Source organism: Flavobacteriales bacterium (genome assembly GCA_019694795.1).
Taxonomy (GTDB): Bacteria; Bacteroidota; Bacteroidia; order Flavobacteriales_D; family UBA2798; genus UBA2798.
The window spans coordinates 1-24845 of the sequence record JAIBBF010000040.1 but is presented as its reverse complement, the minus strand read 5'-3'; the positions used below and the strand labels follow the sequence as shown (position 1 = coordinate 24845).

Below are 24845 nucleotides of genomic sequence, written 5' to 3'. Positions count from 1 at the left end.
TGTGGAATAATTCTTGGCCAGGATAATGAAAAACGAAAATTCCGGATATGCATACTTCGCATCAATGCCAGGTCCTCGCGGTAATGGTGATAAAATTTTACACTGTCATTCGCATGCTCTTTATTTCTCGATTTTCCTTTGGCGGCAAAATGATCCCAAATTGAGGGACCTTTCCCATCCGTATCATGAGCTCCTTCAGTTTGGTAGGCAGATGCAGAAACACCCCAAACAAAATCTTGTCCGAAACCATTTCGGTTCAAATTATAATCATCGGAAATCATCAGGAGGCTTTATTGGATTTCAGTCGGATTGGCTTAATAAATTTCTTCTTGCGTTCTTCCAGTATCAGATCAATTATTTTTTCTGTTTCATCCGGATAATTTACGGCAATAATCGAATCATTCTTTAACCATTCTTCAATTTTGGATAAATGTCTTTTTCGCAACGAAGGAATTACCGCCACCCCCATATGGGTTAATGCAAGCGCATTGCATTGTTGCTCAAATTGCGATTTCATGGGAATAACCATTAATTTTTTCTTCAGGTACAAGGCCTCCGATGGAGTTGCAAACCCGGCTCCACAGAGAATTCCTTCGCAGGAAATCAGACTTCTTAAAAAGGCATCATTATCGATGGGATAAACATAGATGTTACCATCCTGATAAGCCTTTTTACAATGTTTTGAAAAAACTTCCCATTTAATGGACTTAAATTTATTTAATCGTTTTACAATTTTTTTATCATCAAAACTAGGAAGGTAAACGGTATAGTGACCTAAATTTACAGGAATGGAATCGCGGATTATTTTCCGGATAATGGGAGTGAAAATTTGCTTATTGTATTTCTGAAAATGAAATCCAAATTGTACATCGCAGGGTGCATATTTTTTCAATACAAATTTTCCGATCGGATCGAATTTTTCTGGCACAGGTGCTCCCTCGGAAAATACGGCAGCCTGGTTACTTAAACCGATTACGGGAATTTCTTTAGCTTTTCCGGCCCAACAACTCACCGGCTCGAAATCGGAAATAATTAAATCGTATTTTTCTACCGGTAAGGTTTTTATTTCTTTTCTGAGTTTGCGCAATCTGCTTTTCCGGTAAGTTTTTACAAAATCAATTCCACCGCTTTTACCGAATATAAAACTCAATCCATAATACTGATAATCGATTTTAAAAGGAAGTTTAAGGTCCGACTGTATGCCGCTGACCAATACATCTACATCAGCTTTCCGTTTTAAAATAGGAACAATCTCCATGGCACGACTTAAATGTCCATTTCCAGTTCCTTGTATGGCATATAATATTTTCATGAAATCATTTCGAATTCTTCGGTTAATTTTTTAAAAAGGAATTTTTCATCCACATGTTCTTTTTCCTTTTTACTGATTTTGATCTTCTGCGCCACTAAATCATCCTGAAAACGATATAATTTCCATTCTCCTTCGTGGTATTCGAGCGAAGTGCAGTTTTCTACCCAATCTCCCGAATTGAGGTACATAACTTTACCTTTTTCGTTTACAATTTCTCGCATGCAAGGTTGGTGGATATGTCCGCATACCACATATTCATACTCTTTTGCAATAGCTAAATCAGAAGCAGTATCTTCGAAATTGCTGATGAATTTTACAGCCGTTTTAACATTGTCTTTGATTTTTTTTGAAAGAGATATTTTACCTCTTCCCAACTTTTCGGAAATCAAATTAATAAAGCGGTTCAGAAGGATTAACAAGTCATAACCTTTACCACCTAATTTGGCCAGCCATTTGGAATGTTTCATGGTAACATCAAATACATCACCATGAAAAATCCATGCTTTTCCGGTTTTTAGTGGCAAAACGACTTTGTTGGTAATGCAAAAACTTCCCAATTTAAAACCTGCAAATTTTCGCAGCATTTCATCGTGGTTTCCGGTAATGTATATTACTTCCACACCTTTCGAAATCCAGGAAGTGATTTGTTTAATAATTTGTAAATGTTCTTTAGGAAAATAACTTTTTTTGAATTGCCATATATCAATGATATCCCCGTTAAGAATTAGTTTTTTTGGTTTAATACTTTTGAGGTATTGCAATAATTCTTTTGCGTGGCAACCATAGGTTCCCAGATGGGTATCTGAAATAACAACCAGATCTACTTTTCTACGTTTAATTTTCTTTTTTTGGTATTCGCTTTCTGTTTCCATTATTTTGCATTTTCGTCCATCTCACCCGCTCTGAAAAGTTGTCCCATTCGTTGCTGAAAAAAGCGCAGTAATACGAAGTAGTAAACATCCCTAATGATGCGCAGCAGGTTTTTGGATAGAAAGAAATGACTGAATAACGGTTTCGATTTTTGAAACACCATTAAGGCTTCTTCGAGTTTATGCCTTGTCGGATTTTGTACACTTATCATGTTTTTTTTCAAATTTCGGACAAGTGTATTTTTAGAATATTATCCGCGATTTATTGCTTGGTTAAGGCGTGTTAAGATTGGGTTATGGACTGAAAATCATTGGTAAAGTCGGTGATTTCTTTTCCTTATCTTTCATTTATTTTATTACATAATCAATTGATTTATAGCTGTATAATTTATTCGCTGAGCGAAATCATTCAGCTGGAATTGGTTTTTCCACAGTGAATTGTTAATTTCACAATCCTTGAAAATCAAAGTCCTGTAGGCTGATTTATGAATGTGAAGCGATTTAGGTCTGTTTTGTTGCTGGTAGTTTTACTGACATGGTCGGTAGATACGCTTTCTGCATCTGCCTTACCTTCTGCTGAAAAATTTCTAAAAGATGCGCGTGCCTGTGCCGAAGAATTCGATTTTAAATGTGCCGAGCAAAACTACCTGAATGCATTGCGCGAGGATCCGGACAACATGGATGCGAATCGTGAGTATGGCATGTTGCTCAATAAATATTTAAACCGGAAGTCGGAAGCTATTCCCTTTTTGGAAAAAGCACTTTTAAAAGCTGAAAAACGAGATTCCTTACCCGAAACTTTATTTGCCTTAGCAACATCATACCATTATGTTTCTCGCTTCAGCGATGCAAAAAAGCATTATGCATTGGTAATTCCCGCTTGTAAAAACACAAAGGCAGGGGATCAACTAAAAACTTCGTTATTGAAGTACATGGAGCAATGCGATTTCGCTAATTCTTATGTTGTTCCTGATGAAAATAATATGGTGATCAATCTCGGAGATGCAGTGAATGGTCCGGGTCCGGAATACGTACCGGTTTATTTGGCACAAGATTCAAGTATTTTATTTACGGCTCGCCGGATTTCTGCGCATGATGGATTAGTAGATGGTAAAGACGGAAAATATTACGAGGAAATTTACCGCGCATCAAAAACGGAAAATGGGATTACTTCACCGGAAATCATTCACCCGGAGGGTGATGCTTCTATTCTGGCCCATGAATCGGTTGTATCTGTTAGTCCGGATGGAAAAACTGTTTTTCTCGCTATTAACGGTAAATTATATTCGGCCGATTATACCAATGGAAAATTAGGTAAGAGCAAGGACCTCGGTAAAAATATTAATCGCGGTAAATACCAAAATCACGCAGTGGTTAGTGCAGATGGAAAAACCTTATTTTTCTCTTCGATTTCCAAAGATGGCGAAGGTGGATTGGATATTTTCCGTTCCGAAATACAATCGGATGGTACATGGGGACCTGCCACTAGTTTGGGTCCGGATATCAATACACCGGATGATGAGGAAAGTCCTGCGATTAGTCCCGATGGAAAAACACTTTATTTTTCTTCGCGTGGTCACCGCGGATTTGGCGGATATGATTTGTTTTCTGCAGAGTGGGATGGAAGTAAATTTACCAATGTAAAAAACCTTGGTGCACCGGTTAATTCCCCAGCCGATGATATATACCTCACCTTAAATCCTGATGGAAAATCCGGAATGTTTTCTTCGGGCAGATCCAACGGAATGGGGGACATGGATATTTATATGCTGGTGTTTAAAGACAAAGTTGAACCGGAATGTAATTTTCAATCGCCATTGGCAATTTCAGGTTTAGATACCCTGGCACCCGGAGCTGAAGCTGAATATGTTTATGCAGGAATTCCTGCGAATGCCAGTCAGCTTTCCTTCAAATGGAGCACAAATTCCGGTGAATTCTCCAGCGAAAAAATTTCAGTTAAAAATGCATCACAAAGTGGAAGTGTTGCCGAAAACATTCACCTGGAAGCAAGTTTTATGAATGGTAATACCAAGGAAAAATGGTGTGCCAATAAAACAGTTCAACATAAAACGGTAACTGAAAACAGTGTGGTTAATACGGTGACCACTTCAGCTCCTGTTTCGCTTGAAGCCATCTATTTCGATTTTGATAATTTTAGTCTGAACGAACAAGCTCGCAAAGCCATCGCACGCAATCTTGAAATACTTCGCAACAATCCGAATTTAAGAATCAGCCTTGCAGGTTTCGCCGATTCACGCGGATCTGCTTCTTACAATATGGTTTTGTCGAAACGCAGACTGAATACGGTTTTCAATTTCCTGATTAAAATGGGAATCGACAGAAGCAGAATTCTTATTAGCGAAGCTAAAGGCGAATCACAACCGGTGAATCGTTGTACCGATGGGGTGGATTGTTCGGAAGATGAACATGCGAAAAATCGTCGCGTAGAATTTATTATTGCTCCCGAAGTTTAAGGAGGCATTGGTCCCCGGTATTGCACACAAGGAACACTTCTGAATGAACAGGGAAGGTGATAATTAACTTTTAAAGTATCCATGTTTTTTAATGTCCCGTTGGCATCAATTTCAAAGGTGAAATCCGGTGTTTTTAGCCATTCCTCCAAACAGTTTTTATCGATGGCTGAATAATTCTGTGTCTCCTTTTCAAATTTCTTTAGAAGTTCCTCGGCATACTTCCGGTCCTTTTTTTTCTCGTCCACAATAACATATTTTCCCGCTGGCAGTTTTACCGAAAAATTTCCATTGGCATCGGAAGTGACGGTTTGAAGGATTTTAGATTTAGGGTCGTTCACTGTCCCTTTCCGGATGTAGATTTTTGTATTTGGCAGCGCTTTTGGAGTTCGCAGATTCTTTTCAATTTCTGGGGTGGGACGCATTCCTCCGCACCAGGATTCGGTAGTGGTGAGTTGACCCTGAATCATAAATGTATTCTTGTTCTTCTTGCAAATAGCGGCAGAAGAAAATAAAATGAATAGCGAAAAAAGGATTGCTGTGTTTTTCATAAGGCATCAATTACACAAAACATGCCGAAAAGTGAATAAAAAAAGGTTCTCCTGTTGAAGAGAACCTTTTAATGATGGATTATTTTCAATTAAGCTTTAACACTTAATACTTCTGCCATTTTAGCTCCGATTTCAGCAGGAGATGCCACAACGTGAATTCCGCATTCTGCCATGATTCGCATTTTTGCTTCAGCTGAATCTTCTGCGCCACCAACAATTGCACCTGCGTGACCCATTTTACGGCCTTTAGGAGCAGTTTGTCCGGCGATGAACCCAACCACAGGCTTGGTTCCGTTTTCTTTAATCCAGCGTGATGCTAACGCTTCATAGTTTCCTCCGATTTCACCAATCATAACGATGGCGTCGGTTTCCGGATCATTCATGAGCATTTGAACGGCTTCACGGGTAGGCGTTCCGATAATAGGGTCACCACCGATTCCGATTGCTGTAGAAATTCCCATTCCTGCTTTCACAATTTGGTCAGCCGCTTCATACGTTAAAGTTCCCGATTTGGAAACGATACCGATTCGTCCCGGTTTAAATACAAAACCTGGCATAATTCCAACTTTTGCTTCACCAGCGGTGATAACACCCGGACAATTCGGACCAATTAAGGTTACGTTTTTGCCTTTAAGGTATTCTTTCACTTTTACCATGTCGTTCACCGGAATTCCTTCGGTGATACAAACAACCACTTTGATACCTGCCGCAGCAGCTTCCATAATGGCGTCGGCAGCAAATGCCGGTGGAACAAAGATGATAGATACATCAGCACCTGCTTTATCTACGGCTTCTTGAACGGTATTAAAAACAGGACGGTCAAGGTGCATACTTCCGCCTTTACCTGGTGTAACTCCACCAACTACATTGGTTCCATACTCGATCATTTGACCTGCGTGGAATGTTCCTTCGCTACCGGTAAAACCTTGAACAATTACTTTCGAATTTTTATTGACTAAAACGCCCATGGTGTATAAGAATTTCAATTTTGAATTTGGATTTCAAATATATCAAAAGCAAACCGAATGAGGAAAGGAAAAAATGAAAAGAAAGAAATCAATTAACCATCTGTATTATAGTGTTTTATTGATTTGCAGATCGAGTTTTCAACATTTAGGAATGGAGCTCAACTCGCATAATTCCTCATTTTAAGGGCAAACCGGAAGAATAATTATTTTTGAGCATGAGAAATTCATGGATCGATACTTCCACCATTTGTGCCCTGTCAACCGCTCCTGGTGCCGGAGCCATTGCCGTTATTCGGGTTAGCGGCCCGGATGCCATTCGGTCCTGCAATGCCATTTTCTCAAAAGATATTACTCATGCCAAAGGTTATTCTGTGGTTTATGGATCCATTGTTGATCAAAACCGGGTGGTGGATGATGTGGTACTCACGATTTTTCGCGGACCAAATTCGTTTACGGGAGAGGATACCGTAGAAATTGCATGCCATGGATCGAAATTCATCCAACAGGAGATACTAAAATTACTCATGTCCCAGGGCCTTATCCCAGCACGTGCAGGAGAATTTACCATGCGTGCATTTGCCAATGGAAAAATGGACCTTTCACAAGCGGAAGCGGTGGCCGACTTAATTGCATCCGAATCTGCGGCAGCCCATCATTTGGCCATGCATCAGTTAAAAGGAGGATTCTCCAAACAGATCAATAATCTTCGCGAACAATTAATCAATTTTGCTTCACTTATTGAATTGGAACTCGATTTTTCGGAAGAGGATGTTGAGTTTGCAGATCGTTCACAATTGCTTCAACTGGTTGCAGAAATTCACCGGGTGATAGAAAAACTGATTCGTTCTTTCGATTATGGAAACGCCATAAAAAATGGAGTTCCTGTAGCCATTGTCGGAGTGCCCAATGTGGGTAAATCGACCTTGCTGAATGCGCTGCTGGAGGAGGACAAAGCCATTGTAAGCGACATCGCCGGAACCACACGTGATGCCATTGAAGATACAATGATCATTAATGGGATTGAATTTCGCTTTATCGATACGGCAGGATTAAGAGAAACGACAGATATCGTAGAATCCATTGGTATTGAAAAAACATGGAAAAAAATAAATGAAGCCAGTATTGTACTTTATCTGGTAGATGCGCTTTCAAGTAGCAGAGAGGAAATACGTACAACTATTGAAGTATTTCGTGAATACACCAAAACGGCTAGTCACCATTTCCTAATGGTGATTAACAAAACGGACCAATGGAAAGGCTCACAGGAAGCTTTGTTGGAAAAATTCAATGTAGATGCAGAAAAAATAGTGATTTCTGCGCGCGATGGAAAAAATCTGGATGAATTAAAATTGCGGTTATTCCACTATGTAGAAGAAAACGGAAAAGATAGGGGAGATGTGGTGGTAACCAATGTTCGTCACCTTAACGCCCTGCAAAAAGCGATGAACTTTTTAAATGAAGTGGAAACAGGAATGAAATCCGGACTCAGTGGCGATTTATTAGCTGAGCATTTACGAATGGTTTTATACCACCTGGGTGAAATCACGGGTGAAATTTCTACAGAGGATTTATTGGGTAATATTTTTAGCAAGTTCTGTATCGGGAAGTAATTTTCAGTAAAAAAAAAAGCTGAAACAATCTTTGCTTCAGCCTTTCAATTTTATTCTTGAAATCATTAGCCGATCATAAACTTCAATCCTAAACCAATCCGCAATGCTTCACGGAATTTGAGATCATTCCAGATTAATGATTCTACCACATCATCTGCTCGATAGAAATAGGAATTGTTTGTGCGACTAAGTAATCCCTGCGCTATTTTGGTATCAACATGAAAATCGAAAATCAACCGCGAGGAAAGTGCTATGCTTTTACCGAAACCAATTAAAAAAGCAGGTTTAAAAAACGTTTTGGTATTCGATTTTATGATTGAATTATAATAGATGGTTGAGCCCCCAGTGTACGATTCAACACTTACATCCCATCCGTGATCCCAGTCTTTTTGACCATACATAATCAATGCAAAACCTATTTTGAAATAGCGTCCTATCGGTGAAATAAAATCATTTTTGTACTTTTTTATTCCAAACGTAAAATCTCTTACACTTCCATTGAAATAACGGTTATACCCTGATCCATCAGTCGGGGAAACACCGTTAATTTCATTTGTGCTTGGCGGTGTTAATGCGGATGGATCTAAGCCAAATTCTGGTGTATAAAATTTATGTGTTGATGAAGCAAACTCAGCAAAAATGGAAGCCTTTCTTGAGGTCACAAATTCAAGATTTGCTCCAAAACCTGGTGTTAATCCCAGTGAAATTCCCCCACCTTTTGTAAGTGTGGGAAACAAATGCAAATCTAGTCCGCCCGAAAATCGTTTTCCTATAAATCCGGGTACTTGAGCATGTGAAAAGGAAAAACAATGCAATACTATAAGTGAGAAAAATAACTTTTTCATGAATTAGTCGCGTTTCATTTGAATAAATAAATCATAAAGCTGTGAACGAAGCAGACTCCGGCTTTCTTTCATATCGAACTCCAATTGTTCGTTCATGTAACAATCGCCGGTTTCAACGTTAAAAACCAGCGTGTAGAAATAGGTGTTCCAGTTTGGACTTAAAATGTAATAAATCCCCCATGGAGCAGTGTAAACGGTGATAATCGATAATAATGCCAGGGCAATCTGATCTTTCTTTTCCTTAAAGGAAAGGATCCCTGAAAAAGCAAAATTTTTGGTTCCGAAATCATCGCTCACCGTGCTGATGTATTCCGACTCCAATGGAATCATCTTGATGTTTTCATGATCCAGACGTTCCGAAATCCAGAAGTTAACCGCAGCCAGTTGATTGTATTTATCTACATCGGAATGAGTAAATATTTTTGGCGTAAGAATATCTGTTTTTAAACCTGCTTTTTCAGATACTTCAGTTACATCCTTACTGAAATTGATTTGTTTTTGTTCACTGTTTTCAAGTGTACTGCCTTTGGTGTTGTCCACCGACAAATAAAACGGATCTACAAAAACAACTTTATTTAATCCGAGAGCTTTTCCTTTTTTGCGGATTTCCTTTTCTTCTTTGGCTTCGCGGGAACGTTTCTGACTGGCCGATAATTTTTCATCTGCTTCTTCTTCCTGTTTTTTATTTCGTTTATCCTTTTCAACCTTGTCTTCAATTTCTTCGTACATGTCTGCAAATTCCTTGCTGTCGATATAATCCGCGAAAGCAGTGTATTGGAAACTGATTTGTTCCACTTTTTTACCAGTTTCTACCGACTTCACTTCCTTTTTCTGCTTGCGAAGTTTATCGTATTTCGAATTTTCGTCCTCAACGGTTTTTACATCTTTGTTTTCGCCTTCCTCTGAAGTGATGTTTTTTTCATTCTCTTTTTCCCTTTCTTTTTCCAGCGCATCATTTTTTGCCTGACGAATAGCTTCGTTGTTTTTGATTTTCAGTTTTTCCAAATTCATATCGTATTCGGAAATCAAATCATAAAACAAATCATCTCGCAAGCGCTTAATAAAGTTGTTATCTGAAGTTAACGACAGTTCGTACAATTCTTTACAAGCTAAAAAAGTAAGTTGTTCTCCGCTTAATTTTTCAAAGAGGAAAATACTTTGTTGCATTTCTCCCTCGTACTTTTTATAGCTTCTTGAAATATCGCTATAGCTTCCGTTTTGCTTGTATTTGGCCATGCCGTACATCCCTTTGGCAATGGATTCCTTGAGATATAAATTGTTTGGATCTTTATTTAAAAGCACATAAGCTTCATAAATGGCTTCAGCGTATTGACGGTCAGAAAGCAACATACGCACCGTTTCGTAGCGTGCAATTTTTCTGATCTGTAAAAATTCGTCCTGCGATTGAATGAACTTGGATTGAACACTTGGTGTGGAAACGTCTTTCATTTCTTCCTGCAGTGATTCAATTCTGGTTTTAATATTAGGGTGAGTGCTTTCTACATCGTCGGCAACATCTCCGGAAAAATCGATGGGCTTAACAGAATCCAGATAAAGCGCCAATGGCAGTTTCATATTTTGTGTTTCGAAGCGATGTAGGTCGAATTTTACTTCATCAAAGGGGAGGTGACTAAACTGTAACACATCCATCGAACTTAAACACTCTTTCAGGTCGTACTGTGTCCCTGCTAAACGACGCAAACCTAAACGGTCGGCCTCAATTTCCAGGTCCTTGGAAAATGAGCTGGCTTTCTTGATTTTGTCGTTATAACCTTCGTATCGGTTATTCTGAGTGAAAATACGCTCGTTTTCGATGAAGGCGTTGATGACGTGCTTCTTTTCGTAGTGAATAATTTCATGACTCAGCACAAATGCTAATTGTGCTTCATTTTCCACCTCAGCAACTAATCCGGAAGTCACAAAAATGATCCCTGAATTGGTAGTAAAGGCGTTTACTTCATTGGAACGTAAAACGTAGATACGGATTTTAGCACGCAAATCAGGTTCATTGACTAAAACCGCATCTGCAATTTTATTGAGGTAGGCAGATATGGGGTCATTAAACAACACGCGACCCGAAACAAGAATTTCATCTATCAGGTAATTCGAAATGCGGATAAAATTATCCTTTTTGCGTTGTTCTATACTGGAGGCCGATTTACTGTTCGATTTTTCTTCTTTTATTTCCTGAGCACCTTTTTCCTTGGCTAAAAGCGTAAAATCTTCGGGTATACTTCCTGTACATTTTAAGGGGTGGTAATCATTTTGAGCGCTGATCTCTCCCCATAAAAAGACAGACAGCACAATGCAGTAAAAATTAAATTTCATTTGAGACGAAGTGTTAAAAATAAAGTCCCAAAAATCTAAAAAAAAAGTTGAAAATAAAAAAGAAGTACCTAGCCAAAAATGGTCAGGTTTTACGATTTATTATTGATCTGAATTTGGATTTGCAGCTGATTATTATGAATTATCAGCTTCGCATTTGATGTTAAACGGAACGCTCAATAAAATCCGGTATTCTTCACCAGCTTCCTCCATCGATTCATCATCCTCCGTGTAAATCCAATCGATCGATACTTTACTTTTTCCGGATTTGTGAATGTCCTCCAAGGCTTTAAAAATATCTAAAATGCTTTTGGAAGAAGAAGTATTAAAATATTCGAACCGGGCTACCACTTTGGTTTCCTCTTTTGGGGATTGACCATAGGCTTTAACCCAATCGATAATTGGCTGATAGAATTCGCTGGAAATTTCCGGAATCGAGCGACCGCTGATTTCTAAAATTCCTTCATCTCCATTGAAGCGAATTTCAGGTGTTTTAGTACTTCCTTCGAGAATGAAACCAGACATTTGTTGAAGCTTTGAATTTCACGAATATAAGGATTGATGTCCAAATTCGGGAATCCTTTGTCCGAATTCGACCAAGATTCAATTTTGGCGGATAAGTCTCATTTTTAGCTGTTTTTTTCTAATTTCAAAAAAAATCAACCATGGCTTATCCCGATTTGTTTTCTCCTTCAGACGTTCAGCAACTCATTCAGCGAATAGAAATGTTGACCCCATCCACTCAGGGATTGTGGGGCAAAATGAATGTGGCACAAATGGTAAAGCATTGCACCATTTCATTCGAACAGGCACTTGAAAAAAACAATCAACGTCCCCCTGCCATGATGCGATGGATGCTCCAACTGTTTTTCAGAAAATCTATGGTGAATGAGGTTCCGTATAAACAAAACTTACCCACAGCACCTGCTTTTAAAATTGTTGATCAACCTGCTTTCTTAGCCGAACAACAGAAATTGAAAGAGCTGATTCTTGAATTTTCTGCAAGAGGTAAACAACATTTCGAAGGGAAATCTCAACTTACACTTGGTAAGCTAAGTGCCTTGGAATGGAATAATCTGATGTATAAGCATATTGATCATCACTTGCGTCAATTTGGAGTGTAATGGAATTTGGTTATCTTTTCCATAACCAAAAACCAGCCTTATGTCTTTTATTCAAACAGGAAATTCCTATCCGGGTATTTTAGGATTGTTGTATTATAAATCCTCCACCGGAAAAACCTTAAGTTCGTTCGCACATTCATTGTTAAAGGGGCCTTCCGGACTAACAAGTGGAGAGCGTGAATTAATCGCTTCTTATGTGTCGAAATTGAACCAATGTGATTTTTGTTGTGATTCACATAGTGCCGCGGCCGCTTGTCATTTAAACCAAAATGAACTGGTGGAGCAGGTAAAAAAGGATTTTCGGCAGGCAGCGATTAGTCCCAAAATGAAAGCGCTCTTGGAGATTGCTACCAAGGTTCAAAAGAGTGGGAGGGAAGTTATGACTTCGGATATTGAAAATGCCCGCCAGCAGGGCGCAAGCGATCAGGATATTCATGATGCCGTTTTAATCGCCGCTGCATTTTGTATGTTTAACCGCTATGTAGATGGTTTGGGCACAATTCCTGCTCAAGATGATGAATATCCCGAAATGGGAAAACAATTAGCGCATCGGGGTTACAAATATCCGCCATTGATAATCAGGTGGTTGGTGCGTAGAATTTTAAATAAGAAGTTCCGGAAATAATTTATTGCACCAAGCAACTTTTGGCGTGTTTTAGAGTCTTAATTTTACAAAAACTCTTGCATGAAAAAAGTTGCTACACTCTTGTTATTTGCGCTTATTACGCTTGGTGGTATGGCGCAATCCAGTAAAAATGTTACCCTCGAAAGTGGTCCGAAATTATTTGTTCAGGTAAATGGTAGCTACACATGTGAGCTGATGTTTTCATGGACATTAACTGCCGATGAAAAACAATCGTTGGTAGATTTTTGCAATGCGAATAACTTCAGTTCTTCATTTCCAAAATCGAAACCTGAAAAAACAAAAATGACCATCACAGTTCCTGAAGCTTATGCCAATGCTGCCGTAATTGGAAAAATGATTCATGGCCTTTCGATTGATTGGGTCATTATTCCCAATGGAAAAAAGACAGAAAAATTAAGTCTGGATCAGTTTAACACCAAATACCACTAATATGAAGCGTATACATTTACTTCTGCTCATCTTTATTGGCGGTGTTCAACTTTCTTACGGCCAAATTACATCTTCAACCGCTGTAAGTTCAGGAATCACCACCTATACCAATGGAGCAACCAACGATTCCATTTATTTTTGGTGTAATGGTGGTACTGGTGAGTTAACAGCAACTCCTCCTTCTGGTGTTCCTGGTTGGAACTTTATCTGGCAGGTGTTTAATCCGGGAACCAATACCTGGTCGGCCTACACCACCGTAAACAACCAACCCTTTTCTACGATTAGTGGATTAGCAGGCGGTTTGTATCGGGTAACAATTGTGGACGGAACCTCTGCTGTTGTAGGATGCTTCAGAGCCTGGGTTTCAATTGTAACTACACCAACTACAGTAGATGTTGCACCAATTCCACCCGGATGTGGTGCCGTTCAATTAAATGGAACAATCAATTATGGTTCCGCAACTCAATTGTATAATCCTCCAGCAGACCCTTTTTTAATTGATGCTAATACGCAAATTACGGTTTGCTTTACTGCAACACATACGTATGTTTCCGACTTAGGATTTTTCCTTGTTGGACCAGCATCTTGTGGTAGTCCGACAATTCCTCTTTCCCCTAATCCAGGGGCATTAGGACAAAACAGTATCTGTAATTCCGGCGATAACGTCAACAATCTTTGTTTTACTACAGCACCAGCTCCAAATTTTAATGCATGTACTTCACCTGCACCATATACAGGAACGTACGATTCATATGGTCCGAGTAGTACACCTATCAACTGGTCCCCATTGTATGGCTGTGATGCAACCCAAGGAGGATGGGCAGTACAGATTTACGATTGTATTGGTGCTGATGTCGGGGTATTAACCAATTCCAACATCACTTTTACCGGTACAACAATTTGCGGACAATCTTCTACCATTACCTATAATTCAGGAACCATTAGTTCTGTAATTAATGATAACTCCTGTTCTCCGGGAACTGCATCCATTTATACAGTACCTGCTACAACAGCAACTGCGATTCCCTATGTAGGTGGTTATATTTGGACAGCCAATCCAACCATTACCATACCTAATGCAACAACATCGTTAACACCATTGGTAAATCCGGGTCCAACCGTAAATACCGTCTTTACTCTAACACTAACCGGTGGTTCTGTACCAACATGTGGTGGTAACAATCAGGATTCTGAATTATTCGTGTATGTTCCACCGGTATCACCAACCATTACACCGCAGGCCCCTCTTTGCACAGGTGATGCGCCTGTTACTTTAACAGCAAGTTTCCCTGGAGGAACCTGGGCAGGTACAGGAATTATTGATCCCGTTAACGGAATTTTTGATCCTGCTACAGCCGGACAAGGAACCTTTACCATCACTTACTCATTAGGCGGTGGAGGATGTTCTACACCCGGAACTACTCAAATTACGGTAACCTCAACGGCTAATCCAACCATTACAGCCGCAGGTCCGTTTTGTGTTGGCGATCCATCTGTAAATTTAACTGCTGCTACGGCAGGAGGAACATGGTCTGGAACCGGTATTACTAATGCTTCCAATGGAACATTTGATCCTGCTGTATCCGGTGCCGGAACATTTACGATTACTTATACAATTGCAGGTGCTTGCGGAGGAACAGATACAGAAACAATCACGGTTAACACGGCTAATCCGGTTATCAATGCAGTTAATCCTTTATGCTTAAACAGCGCACCCATTACACTTACTGCAAATTCAGTTGGAACATGGAGTGGTAACGGTATTACCAATGCTTCCAATGGAACATTCGATCCTTCAGTTGCCGGTGTAGGTACGCATACCATTACCTTAACCGTTGGTAATCCATGCCCAGGTACTGCAACTACCACCATTACTGTAAATGCATTACCAAATGTAAGTGCAGGAAATGATGTTTCATTCTGTGCAGGTGGTTCTGTGAATTTATCTGCATCGGGAGCAAGTTCCTATTCCTGGTCGCCTTCCACAGGATTAAGCAGCACAACGATTAGCAATCCTTCTGCAAATCCTTCTTCTACTACCACGTATACTGTAACTGGTACAGATGCCAATGGTTGTCAGTTTTCGGATGATGTGGTTGTAACCGTAAATTCTCTTCCGAATGTAAGCGGAGGAAATAATGCAATTTTCTGTGCTGGTTCATCCACTCAACTCAATGCATCAGGAGCAGTTTCTTATTCTTGGTCGCCTAGTACAGGATTAAGCTCTACTACCATTGCTAATCCTACAGCATCACCCGGTGCAACAACTACCTATACCGTTGTTGGAACAGATGCTAATGGTTGTACTTCCAGTTCTTCCGTAACCGTAAATGTATCTTCCGTCAATGCTACGGCAACTGCTAATCCTTCAGCGGGAACAGCTCCGTTAACGGTAAATTTTATTAATACTACCAGTGGAGGTGTAGGTTATTTCTGGGATTATGGAAATGGCCAAAATGAATCGACTACCAACGACACTACCACTACATTGTACATTGATGATACTACTTATACAGTGATGCTGGTGGCAATGAATGTTGACGGATGCGTGGATACCTTGTATTTAACCATTAATGCTTATAGTCCATTCTCTTTGTTTATTCCCAACGTATTTTCACCCAATGGTGATGGCACCAATGATGAGTTCAAGGTTGTAGCTACCGGAATAGAAACCATGACGATGGTGGTTACTGATCGTTGGGGAACGGAAGTAAACAGCTTTTCTGATGTGAATAGTTTCTGGGATGGTAAGAAGAATGGAAAAGATTGTTCTGAAGGAACCTACTTCTACATTTTTAAATGCACCAAACAAGGAGGCGGAGATTTTGAACAACACGGAACGGTAACGCTCCTTAGAAAGTAATAAAACTACCTTTTCATAAAAAATGGTCAATTCTTTATGGGTTGACCATTTTTTTCTTCTCTTAAATTTTAAAGTGATGAGATATTGAATTACTTTTAATTTAATGAGATACCTTATCCTGCTTTCGTCCCTGTTTATAGGAAATGTGATTTATTCACAGTGCAATCAGTTGAACTGGCAAAACCCTTCATTTGAGGGTGGACCAACACCGCCGCCGGCTCATCAATTACCGCCGGATTGGATCAATTGTAATGGAACAACTTCCGATACACAACCTGGAAACTGGGGTATTAATTTACCTGCTACCAATGGTTCGCAGTATATTGGACTCGTAGCCATTCCGGGATGGCAGGAAACAGCTTCTCAATTTATTTCCGGATGTTTGGTTCCAGGTGTTACATATACGTTTACAGTTGATGTGGCTGGACAAGATGATCAATCCGGTTCCGGTTCTTGCCCGGGAAACCTTGTCCTTTGGGCAGGAAATCCTGGAGTAACTTCCGGTTCAGCTTGCGACTTCGCATCACAGGTGTGGACTTCACCTCAAATTACTAATGGAATGGGATGGACCACCATGACTGTTTCATTTACGCCAACTCAAAATTTCTGTAGTTTAACCTGGCAAGCTATTAATGATCCTAGTTGTACAAGTACCACTTTTTCTGTTCAGATTGATAATTTGAGTCCGATTTCTCCTTTTCAGGTTGTACCCTTAACTGAAGTGGATGTAACCTGTTTTGGTAGTAACAACGGTTCTGCTTCAATTCAAAATCCAACGGGTGGAGTAGCACCTTATACGATTGTTTGGTCGCCTGCGCCTCCAAGTGGACAAGGTACAACTGCTGTTTCCGGTTTGGCAGGTGGTACATATACCTGTACAGTTACAGATGCAGCCGGTTGTTCTGGCGCTGCAACATTTACCATCGATGAACCAAGTCAACTTCAATTGAACATTAGCAATTCACAAGGTGGAAATTGTTCCGATCCTGCTGTTTTGCTAGCGAATGTTACAGGAGGTGACGGGAATTATTCATACAGTTGGACCGGCGGAAGTTCTGCTTCTACCATTACTGTTAATCCTCCAAATTCCGGTAGTTATTCTGTAAATGTTACGGATGGTTCAGGTTGTTCTGTTTCCTCTTCCATCAATGTACAATTTGGAACTGCACCAACAATCGACGGCGGTGCAGATCAGAATATTTGTCCGGGAGATCCGATTACGATTTCAACCACAGGAAATGGAAGTAATTTTATTTGGTTCGAAAATGGAGTATTGTCTTCTAATACGAATTCTTCCATACAAGCAAATCCAACTGTAACCACCACTTACATCGTAATTACAGGTGACACTAGTGCATGTTTTGATGCTGATACAATTACAGTATTTGTTAATACTGCAGGAACAATAAGCATTAATGCGGCTGGTCCATTTTGCGGTAACGGTCCTAACGTACAACTTCAGGCTAACCAGGCTGGGGGAGTGTGGTCCGGTACCGGAATTATCGATCCTCAAAATGGAACTTTCGATCCATCTTTAGTTACTAATTCACCTGCTCAAATTACATATACCGTTCCAGGAAATTGCGGTGGATCTGCAACGACTTCTATTGTTGTTAATAATGTAAGCTCTTCCTTCTCCGCAAATCCGGGTCAAGGTTCCATGCCTCTCGAAGTAAATTTCACCAACACATCACAAGGTGGTTCTAACTTTATTTGGGATTTAGGCAATGGCTCTTTTTCTACTTCGGCAGATACCGTTTCAACACAATATCTCGATGAAGGAACTTACCAGGTAATGTTGATTTCGCAAAATGGTGCTTGTTCAGATACCAGTTATGCCACCATTACTGTTTTTGGTCCCTTCTCTATCTTTATTCCCAATGTGTTTTCACCTAATGGTGATGGTGTGAATGATGTGTTTACCGTGTTAACCGAAGGCGTTACCGATTTGGAAATGGTGATTTACGATCGCTGGGGACTCAAAGTTGGTGCTTTCTCCGGTATTAACGGAAGTTGGAATGGTCAGAATAAAGCCAAGGATTGTCCGGAAGGAACCTATTACTATTTGTTGAACTGTACTAAGGTTGATGGATCTAAATTTGAACAACAGGGTACAGTTACCTTGATTAGGAAGTAATAAAACTCAAGGTTTTGCGATCGAATAGAGTAGGCTAGAAAACAACATAAAGTATTTTCGTCGAAATCTAATCCGTTTTGGCAACTGTTTTAATGGATTTACGTCTTTTGGTTGACTAAAAAGCGTAACATGCGCGCAACCCGCACCCTTCTGGCTTTAGGATTAACATTTATTTCCTATTCTGCCTTTGCCCAATGTACCCAGCTTAACTGGCAAAATCCTTCGTTTGAGGGTGGACCAAATCCTCCTCCGGCGCATCAATTACCACCGGATTGGTCCAACTGTAACGGTACTACTTCAGATACCCAACCGGGTAACTGGGGGATTAATTTACCTGCTACCAATGGAACTCAATACATTGGTCTGGTTGCCGTTCCCGGATGGCAAGAAACAGCTTCGCAATTTATTTCAGGTTGTTTAACACCGGGGATTACCTATACTTTTACTGTTGATGTAGCCGGTCAGGATGATCAATCAGGATCAGGATCTTGTCCGGGAAATCTCGTTTTATGGGCCGGTAATCCGGGAGTAACTTCTGGTTCTTCTTGCGATTTTTCTTCGCAGGTTTGGACCTCTCCTCAAATTACGAATGGAATGGGATGGACCACCATGACCGTTTCATTTACTCCAACTCAAAACTTTTGTAGTTTAACCTGGCAAGCGATTAACGATCCGGGATGTACCAACTCCACTTTTTCTGTACAGCTCGACAATTTAAGTTCTATAAGTCCATTCTCAGTTACCCCTAACGGATCTACCAACGTAAGTTGCTTTGGTGGTAATAATGGAACAGCTAGTATTCAAAATCCTTCCGGCGGTGTTGCTCCGTATTCAATTGTCTGGTCGCCCGCACCAGGTGCTGGTCAGGGAACAACCAACGCTACAGGTCTAATTGCAGGTACGTATACCTGTACCGTAACGGATGCTAATGGATGTTCCGGTTCTACCTCATTTACAATTACTCAGCCTAGCGCATTTACAGTATCACTTCCAAACCCTGGACCAAGTAACTGTGGTTCTCCTGTAACATTAACAGCCACTCCAAGCGGTGGTGCCGGTGGAAATCAGTTTTCATGGACCCCAACAGGAGGTAACTCAGCAACCAATACGGTAACGCCTTCAGGTAATACCACTTATACAGTGACCGTAACTGATGCAAATAACTGTACAGCAACGGCTTCCACAACCGTTATTTCTTCCGGATCTTTGGCTATTTCTGCCGGAGCAGATCAATCTGTTTGTCCGGGCGACCCAGCCACATTAACCGTAACGGGCGGAGGTGTAAATTTTGCATGGACCGAAAACGGAACTCCTATTGGTGGAAATACGGCGAGTATTACTGTTAATCCAGCTGCAACATCTACTTATATTGTTCATGTAGATGATGGTGGCGGATGCTCTGCAAATGATACAGTTATAGTAAATGTGATTGTACCTGGTTCATTAGTTATTAATCCTGCTGGTCCGTATTGCGCCAATAACCCGGCTACTGTTCTGGCTGCAAATATGGCTGGCGGAACCTGGAGTGGTCCCGGTATTACCAATGCTGCAACAGGTGCATTTAATCCAGCAACTGCCGGAGCGGGTACACATACTATTACATACATGACCCCAGGTTCATGTGGTGATACGGCTACGGTTTCAATTCAGGTCATTGCTAATGCAGATGCAACCATTACGCCAATTGGACCAGTTTGTGTTCTTGATCCTGCTGTTACTTTACAGGCCGCTCAACCTGGTGGAGTTTGGTCCGGAACCGGAATTACCAACCAGGCTACCGGAACCTTTAATCCGGCTTCTGCTAATATTGGTCCGAACTCCATTACCTATACCATTTCTGGTGTATGCGGAGATGTGGATAATATCACCATCGATGTGGTGAGTCAGATTTTAGCAACGATTAATCCTGCGGGTCCTTTCTGTGTGGATGCTCCCGCGTCCAATTTATCCGCCATAAATCCAGGAGGAACCTGGTCCGGTACCGGCATTACAAATGCTGCAAACGGAACATTTAATCCTGCAACTGCCGGGGTTGGAACGCATACCATTACCTACATCACCCCAGGAAACTGTGGTGATACATCTACTGTTGATATTGTAGTAAATGCATTACCACAGGTGAATTTTACGGCCGATGTAACTTCTGGTTGCGCACCATTACTGGTGAACTTTACCAATACTTCTAATCCAGTTGGTAATACGGTAGTTTGGAATTTTGGAGATGGATCGACTTCTGGAAATGTTGCAACTACCAGTCATGTATTCTCGCAAGCCGGTTGTTTCGATATTAGTTTGTCAGTGACGTCTGCAGCAGGATGTACCTCTTCCTTAACCAATCCTTCGATGATTTGTGTTACTGGGTATCCAACAGCCGATTTTATGGCAACACCTCAGCCTACCAATTTGTACGATACTGAAATTCACTTTACAAATACTTCAAGTGGTGCTGTTTCTTATAGTTGGGATTTTGCAGGTTTGGGAACTTCTTTAGTTCAGGATCCAACCTTTACTTTCCCTGATTCTTTGCCTGGTAGTTATAATGTTTGCTTAACGGCTGTTAATGCAGATGGTTGTCAGGACTCCATTTGTAAGGTGATCGTGATCAATGATATTTTCTTATTGTTTGTTCCCAATGCCTTTACTCCGGATGGTAATGGCAAGAATGAGTACTTCTTACCCATTATTGATGGTATTGACCCGAATTCGTATGAATTATATGTGTTCGACCGTTGGGGTGAAATTGTTTTCCAAACCAAAAATCCGGCTGAAGGTTGGAATGGAAATCACCGTGGTATGAAAGCCAAGCAAGATGTTTATGTCTGGAAAATTAAAGTGAAGGACATGGAGACCAATAAAAAACGAGAGTTTTACGGTCACGTTACCTTGCTCAGATAAAAGAGATATTAATAAATGAAGGTCCGGTATCCGGACCTTTTTTTTTGGGATTTCAAGGATACGGTTCAATCCTATTAGGTTCTGTGTAGAGCTTTGCTGATATTTAGGGTGAAAAATCTCTAGTTCATGAAAAATCGTTACGCTTTATTATTGGGCGGATTACTGTTAGGAAGCTCAGGCTTTGCACAGTTCTCCGATAATTTTGATTCCTACACTGCCGGTGGATATTTGGGTGTACAATCTGTACCCTGGACAACCTGGAGTGGTACACAGGGTGGTGCAGAAGACGTTTTAGTTTCCAGCGCCTTATCACACAGTGCCCCGAATTCCATTTATTATTCTTCTACCTCAGCGAATGGTGGTCCTACCGACTGCGTTTTATCGTTCGGCGGAGTAAAAAATACGGGTCAGTTTAGCATTGGAGCCTATTTTTATGTTCAATCCGGAAAAGGAGCTTATTTCAATTTACAAGCGGATGCCACTATCGGTGCAACCTGGGCTTTAGATTGCCAGATGGTGAACGATGGGAATTTGTATTTATCGAACACGCAAGGTTCTTATTTGCAAACGACTTATCCGATTGCAACCTGGTTTGAATTGCGTTTGGACATTAATTTGAACACCAATGTTTGGGAACTTTTCATCGATAATGTTTCTCAGGGATCTTTTGCAAATCCGATCAATCGTGTTTCATTCATTGATATTTTCCCAATCAATCCAACATCACTCGGTGGAAATAACCAGGCGGGATATTATATGGACGATTTCTTTTACAACCATACTCCGTATTCTTTGCCTTCACTGAATGGTGCAGTTACCCTTGCTTCGGTGAGTGGCGGATTGGCTGGTCAGAACAGAGATGTAGTTGCAACGGTTCGTAATTTGGGAACTACGGCAATTACTTCGTTCGATATTACTTATGATTATAATGGTTCTCAAATTACAGAGAATGTTACCGGACAAAACCTGGCTTCATTAGCCACCATGAATTACACGTTCAATCAACAGATCCTTCTTGCTGCAGGAAGTAATCCTTTAACCATTACTATTTCTAACGTAAATGGTGCCGGTGCAGATGGAGATGCCAATGATGATGTAAAAACCATTACGCTTAATCCAGTTGTACCTGCTGCCGGTAAAATGGTAGTTGCAGAAGAAGGAACCGGAACATGGTGTGGATGGTGTCCGCGTGGTGCTGTTTACATGGAAGAAATGAGCACGAAATACGATGGATATTTTGCAGGGATTGCAGTTCACAACAGCGATCCTATGACCGTTACGGATTATGATGCTGCCATTGGTGGATTAATTAGCGGATATCCTTCTGCTTTGGTTGACCGTGGTGCTGAAATTGATCCTTCTCAAATGGAAGGCGATTTCCTTAACCGCATTGTTCTTGATCCTGCCGGAACTTTCAATATTGGCGGAACCGTAAATGGAAATTCATTGACTGTAGATGTTACAACTACATTTCATATCAATACTTCTGGCGACTGGCGTTTGCTGACTGTTTTAACAGAAGATGGAATTACCGGGACCACTTCTGGATATAACCAAACCAATTACTACAGTTCAACCTCCCAGAATTTACCTTTGGTAGGGGCAGGACATAACTGGCAAACTGAACCAAATCCTGTACCAGCTGCTAATATGGTTTACGATCATGTAGCACGTGACATTAATCCTTCATTTACCGGATTACAAAATGCCTTCACTTCAACCATTAGTGCGAATGATATCTTTTCCAATTCATTCAATTTTACACTGGATCCAACTTGGGATGTAAATGCAATGCACATTGTTGTTATGCTTCGTCACCCTAACGGAACCATTGAAAATGCAGGTGAAATTGCGCTTTCTGATTTGATTACCGGAGTAGAGGAAAATACATCTAATTTTTCTGCTCGTTTATTCCCGAATCCTGCTTCAGATTTCAGTAATGTAGCAATCAACATCAGTAACCCTGCAGATGTAAATGTTGAGGTGATTGATATCAATGGAAAAGTGGTTTCTACACGTGCTTTTGGTACTATGCGCGGAGAGTTTTTATTGCCTGTAAATACTTCAGCATTATCATCAGGAATTTACCTGGTTAATGTTAGGGTGGGTAATGAGTTAAAATCGATCCGCCTGATTAAGCAATAACTATTTTGAACGATTATAGAAAACCGCGGTCAATGATGATCGCGGTTTTTTTTATGGTAGAATAATCAGTTTGGTATTCATGGGGATTTTTTCGAAGAGCTCAATAATGTCTTCGTTTTGCATACAAATACAGCCCCAGGTTAAATCCTGGGTGCCATTGGCAATAAAGGTCCCGTTCCAACCATGCAAGCCTACTCGTCCGCCTAAATGCGTATACGAGTTGGTTTTTCCATTCATCAAATCTGTTTTTTCAATATCGAGGTATTGCGTTTTAGAAATTAATCCCTTTTCATATCCCAGTTTGGCATCGAAGCGGTTCGGATAGGAGAAATGCATCCATCGATCGCCCAGCCAGGGACCCGTACCGCCGTAAAAGGGACCTTTTTCTTTTTCCGTAATTCTATATTCCCCTTCCGGTGTTTTATTATCTCCTTCCACTTCTTTATGTCCAAGAGGTTCTTGTCCCAAACAAATATCAAACTCAGCAATCAGTTTCCCTTTTTCGAAATGGTAAATGGTGTATTCACTTTTTACTACAATCAACAATTGATTTTCACTGGCGGGTAGGGTAGTGTGCCTGTAATTTTCTGCATACCATTGCAGAGGTTTCTTATATATTGGAATATCGGAAGTCCACCGAATACGCGTAAAAAGAGTGGTTCCTTTGAGAGTACCAATTTTTTGATTTCTATTTACAGATTTAATATTTTCTATTGGAGTAATGGGGAAATATTCTACCTGAATTATTTTCTTTTTTCCATTTTCAAGGAACTGATGTTCGATGATGAAAGAAGTGTCGGTTTCTGTCTGCACAATGCCTTTTGCAACCGAAAAAATACTGCTGGGTTCAGATGAATTAAGCAGGCTCCATTGCTCAAGTAATTCCGTTGTGGATTCTGTTACTGTATGGTTCCAGCGTAACGTTTGTTGTTGTTTGTTTTTTGAAATGGAATTGATCCGCTCATGAAAGGGTGTGCTAAATCCATCACCCAGGTGAGGAAAGAATAAAAAATCGTAGCTTTTATTGTTATTATTTGGTTCCTCCGGGATTTGTTTTTCTTCTTTCTTAATGCTGGTATTTATCTGATTTCCTGCTTTAACTTGTTCATTACAAGCTGAGGTTAGAAGCGCTAAAACTGATAAGAGTCCTATTTTTCGAATGACCAGCATCATAATTACCCTTTACTTTTTAATTGAAATTCGCTTCATGCAAAAAAGTAACGTTTCAATTATTGCTTTAGTATGGACCAGCGCGTGCTAAGGGTTAGTATTGTAGGTTGCGGCAAGGTGGGAGCGTCCATTGCCTGGTTGTTATTAAATAAAAGGCAAATGCCCATGGAGGTGAACATTATGGAACCTTCGCCTCACAACAATGGTCGCGTGTTGGAATTGCAGCATTGTCAGGTTTTACATCCCGAAAACAAGCTTTACATCAATAACAAGGAACGTTTTATCGAATCAGATGTAATATTTCATACCTCCGGCGTAAATCGTAAAATCATTGGCTCCAGAATGGAAGTTGCACTCGATAACATCACCATTACAAAAGGTGTTTTTGGTGGTTGCAATTTTAAAAACGATCCCTTGGTAATTGTTGTAAGTAATCCTGTAGATATCGTATCTTACTTTACGGCAAAACTCCCCTGTTTAAATCC

At 40.4% G+C, this 24845-nt stretch carries 20 protein-coding genes; 10 read left to right on the top strand and 10 right to left on the bottom strand.

What is annotated here, in order from left to right; translation table 11 throughout:
- The 4 genes from K1X56_11305 to K1X56_11290 form a co-directional block, all read right to left on the bottom strand.
- A partial coding sequence (locus K1X56_11305; GenBank protein ID MBX7095305.1) for a family 1 glycosylhydrolase occupies nucleotides 1-281 on the bottom strand: 281 nt, incomplete at its 3' end.
- A complete protein-coding gene (locus tag K1X56_11300) occupies nucleotides 281-1312 on the bottom strand; it encodes a glycosyl transferase (protein MBX7095304.1) in 1032 nt (343 codons plus the stop codon). The genes K1X56_11300 and K1X56_11305, both read right to left, overlap by 1 nt.
- Nucleotides 1309-2151, bottom strand: coding sequence for a UDP-2,3-diacylglucosamine diphosphatase (locus K1X56_11295; GenBank protein MBX7095303.1), 843 nt, complete (start codon nucleotides 2149-2151; stop codon nucleotides 1309-1311). Before K1X56_11295 ends, K1X56_11300 begins: the two co-directional genes overlap by 4 nt.
- A 32-nt stretch (nucleotides 2152-2183) precedes the next feature.
- The gene (locus tag K1X56_11290; protein MBX7095302.1) at nucleotides 2184-2393 is read right to left on the bottom strand and encodes a hypothetical protein; all 210 of its coding nucleotides are present in this window, start codon (nucleotides 2391-2393) and stop codon (nucleotides 2184-2186) included.
- A 279-nt stretch (nucleotides 2394-2672) separates the two neighbouring features.
- Between K1X56_11290 and K1X56_11285 the strand changes: the two genes are divergently transcribed.
- Nucleotides 2673-4655 (top strand): OmpA family protein, encoded by a 1983-nt coding sequence (locus tag K1X56_11285; protein ID MBX7095301.1) that lies wholly within the window; start codon nucleotides 2673-2675, stop codon nucleotides 4653-4655.
- On the opposite strand, the gene K1X56_11280 is transcribed toward K1X56_11285, so the two are convergent.
- Nucleotides 4652-5203: a prealbumin-like fold domain-containing protein gene (locus K1X56_11280; protein MBX7095300.1), complete on the bottom strand. Its 552-nt coding sequence runs from the start codon at nucleotides 5201-5203 to the stop codon at nucleotides 4652-4654. The genes K1X56_11285 and K1X56_11280 overlap by 4 nt on opposite strands.
- Nucleotides 5204-5292: 89 nt before the next feature.
- Nucleotides 5293-6171 (bottom strand): succinate--CoA ligase subunit alpha, encoded by an 879-nt coding sequence (sucD, locus tag K1X56_11275; GenBank protein ID MBX7095299.1) that lies wholly within the window; start codon nucleotides 6169-6171, stop codon nucleotides 5293-5295.
- 215 nt (nucleotides 6172-6386) lie between these two features.
- Between sucD and mnmE the strand changes: the two genes are divergently transcribed.
- Entirely contained in the window at nucleotides 6387-7781 is a 1395-nt protein-coding gene (gene mnmE, locus K1X56_11270; GenBank protein MBX7095298.1) for a tRNA uridine-5-carboxymethylaminomethyl(34) synthesis GTPase MnmE, read from the top strand.
- A gap of 65 nt (nucleotides 7782-7846) precedes the next feature.
- On the opposite strand, the gene K1X56_11265 is transcribed toward mnmE, so the two are convergent.
- The 3 genes from K1X56_11265 to K1X56_11255 all read right to left on the bottom strand — a co-directional run bounded on the left by K1X56_11265 (nucleotide 7847) and on the right by K1X56_11255 (nucleotide 11476).
- Nucleotides 7847-8626: a hypothetical protein gene (locus K1X56_11265; protein MBX7095297.1), complete on the bottom strand. Its 780-nt coding sequence runs from the start codon at nucleotides 8624-8626 to the stop codon at nucleotides 7847-7849.
- A gap of 3 nt (nucleotides 8627-8629) precedes the next feature.
- A complete protein-coding gene (locus tag K1X56_11260; protein MBX7095296.1) occupies nucleotides 8630-10954 on the bottom strand; it encodes a M48 family metalloprotease in 2325 nt (774 codons plus the stop codon).
- Nucleotides 10955-11086: 132 nt separating this feature from the next.
- Nucleotides 11087-11476, bottom strand: coding sequence for a DUF1987 domain-containing protein (locus K1X56_11255; GenBank protein ID MBX7095295.1), 390 nt, complete (start codon nucleotides 11474-11476; stop codon nucleotides 11087-11089).
- Nucleotides 11477-11616: 140 nt separating this feature from the next.
- Between K1X56_11255 and K1X56_11250 the strand changes: the two genes are divergently transcribed.
- From K1X56_11250 to K1X56_11220, 7 genes are all read left to right on the top strand, one after another.
- Nucleotides 11617-12075 carry a DUF1569 domain-containing protein gene (locus K1X56_11250; GenBank protein MBX7095294.1) on the top strand — a complete coding sequence of 153 codons (459 nt, stop codon included), beginning with the start codon at nucleotides 11617-11619 and terminating at the stop codon, nucleotides 12073-12075.
- Between the two features lie 40 nt (nucleotides 12076-12115).
- A complete protein-coding gene (locus K1X56_11245; protein MBX7095293.1) occupies nucleotides 12116-12700 on the top strand; it encodes a peroxidase-related enzyme in 585 nt (194 codons plus the stop codon).
- Between the two features lie 60 nt (nucleotides 12701-12760).
- The gene (locus K1X56_11240; GenBank protein MBX7095292.1) at nucleotides 12761-13150 is read left to right on the top strand and encodes a hypothetical protein; all 390 of its coding nucleotides are present in this window, start codon (nucleotides 12761-12763) and stop codon (nucleotides 13148-13150) included.
- Between the two features lies 1 nt (nucleotide 13151).
- Nucleotides 13152-16013 carry a gliding motility-associated C-terminal domain-containing protein gene (locus K1X56_11235; GenBank protein ID MBX7095291.1) on the top strand — a complete coding sequence of 954 codons (2862 nt, stop codon included), beginning with the start codon at nucleotides 13152-13154 and terminating at the stop codon, nucleotides 16011-16013.
- Between the two features lie 103 nt (nucleotides 16014-16116).
- Nucleotides 16117-18150 (top strand): gliding motility-associated C-terminal domain-containing protein, encoded by a 2034-nt coding sequence (locus tag K1X56_11230; protein MBX7095290.1) that lies wholly within the window; start codon nucleotides 16117-16119, stop codon nucleotides 18148-18150.
- A gap of 129 nt (nucleotides 18151-18279) precedes the next feature.
- Complete coding sequence (locus tag K1X56_11225; GenBank protein ID MBX7095289.1) at nucleotides 18280-21045, top strand: gliding motility-associated C-terminal domain-containing protein; 2766 nt, start codon at nucleotides 18280-18282, stop codon at nucleotides 21043-21045.
- A gap of 126 nt (nucleotides 21046-21171) precedes the next feature.
- Entirely contained in the window at nucleotides 21172-23190 is a 2019-nt protein-coding gene (locus K1X56_11220) for an Omp28-related outer membrane protein (GenBank protein MBX7095288.1), read from the top strand.
- Nucleotides 23191-23241: 51 nt separating this feature from the next.
- On the opposite strand, the gene K1X56_11215 is transcribed toward K1X56_11220, so the two are convergent.
- Nucleotides 23242-24363: a L,D-transpeptidase gene (locus K1X56_11215; GenBank protein ID MBX7095287.1), complete on the bottom strand. Its 1122-nt coding sequence runs from the start codon at nucleotides 24361-24363 to the stop codon at nucleotides 23242-23244.
- Between the two features lie 69 nt (nucleotides 24364-24432).
- On the opposite strand from K1X56_11215, the gene K1X56_11210 reads away from it, so the two are divergent.
- Nucleotides 24433-24845: hypothetical protein (locus K1X56_11210; protein ID MBX7095286.1), on the top strand; the 413-nt coding region annotated here is incomplete at its 3' end.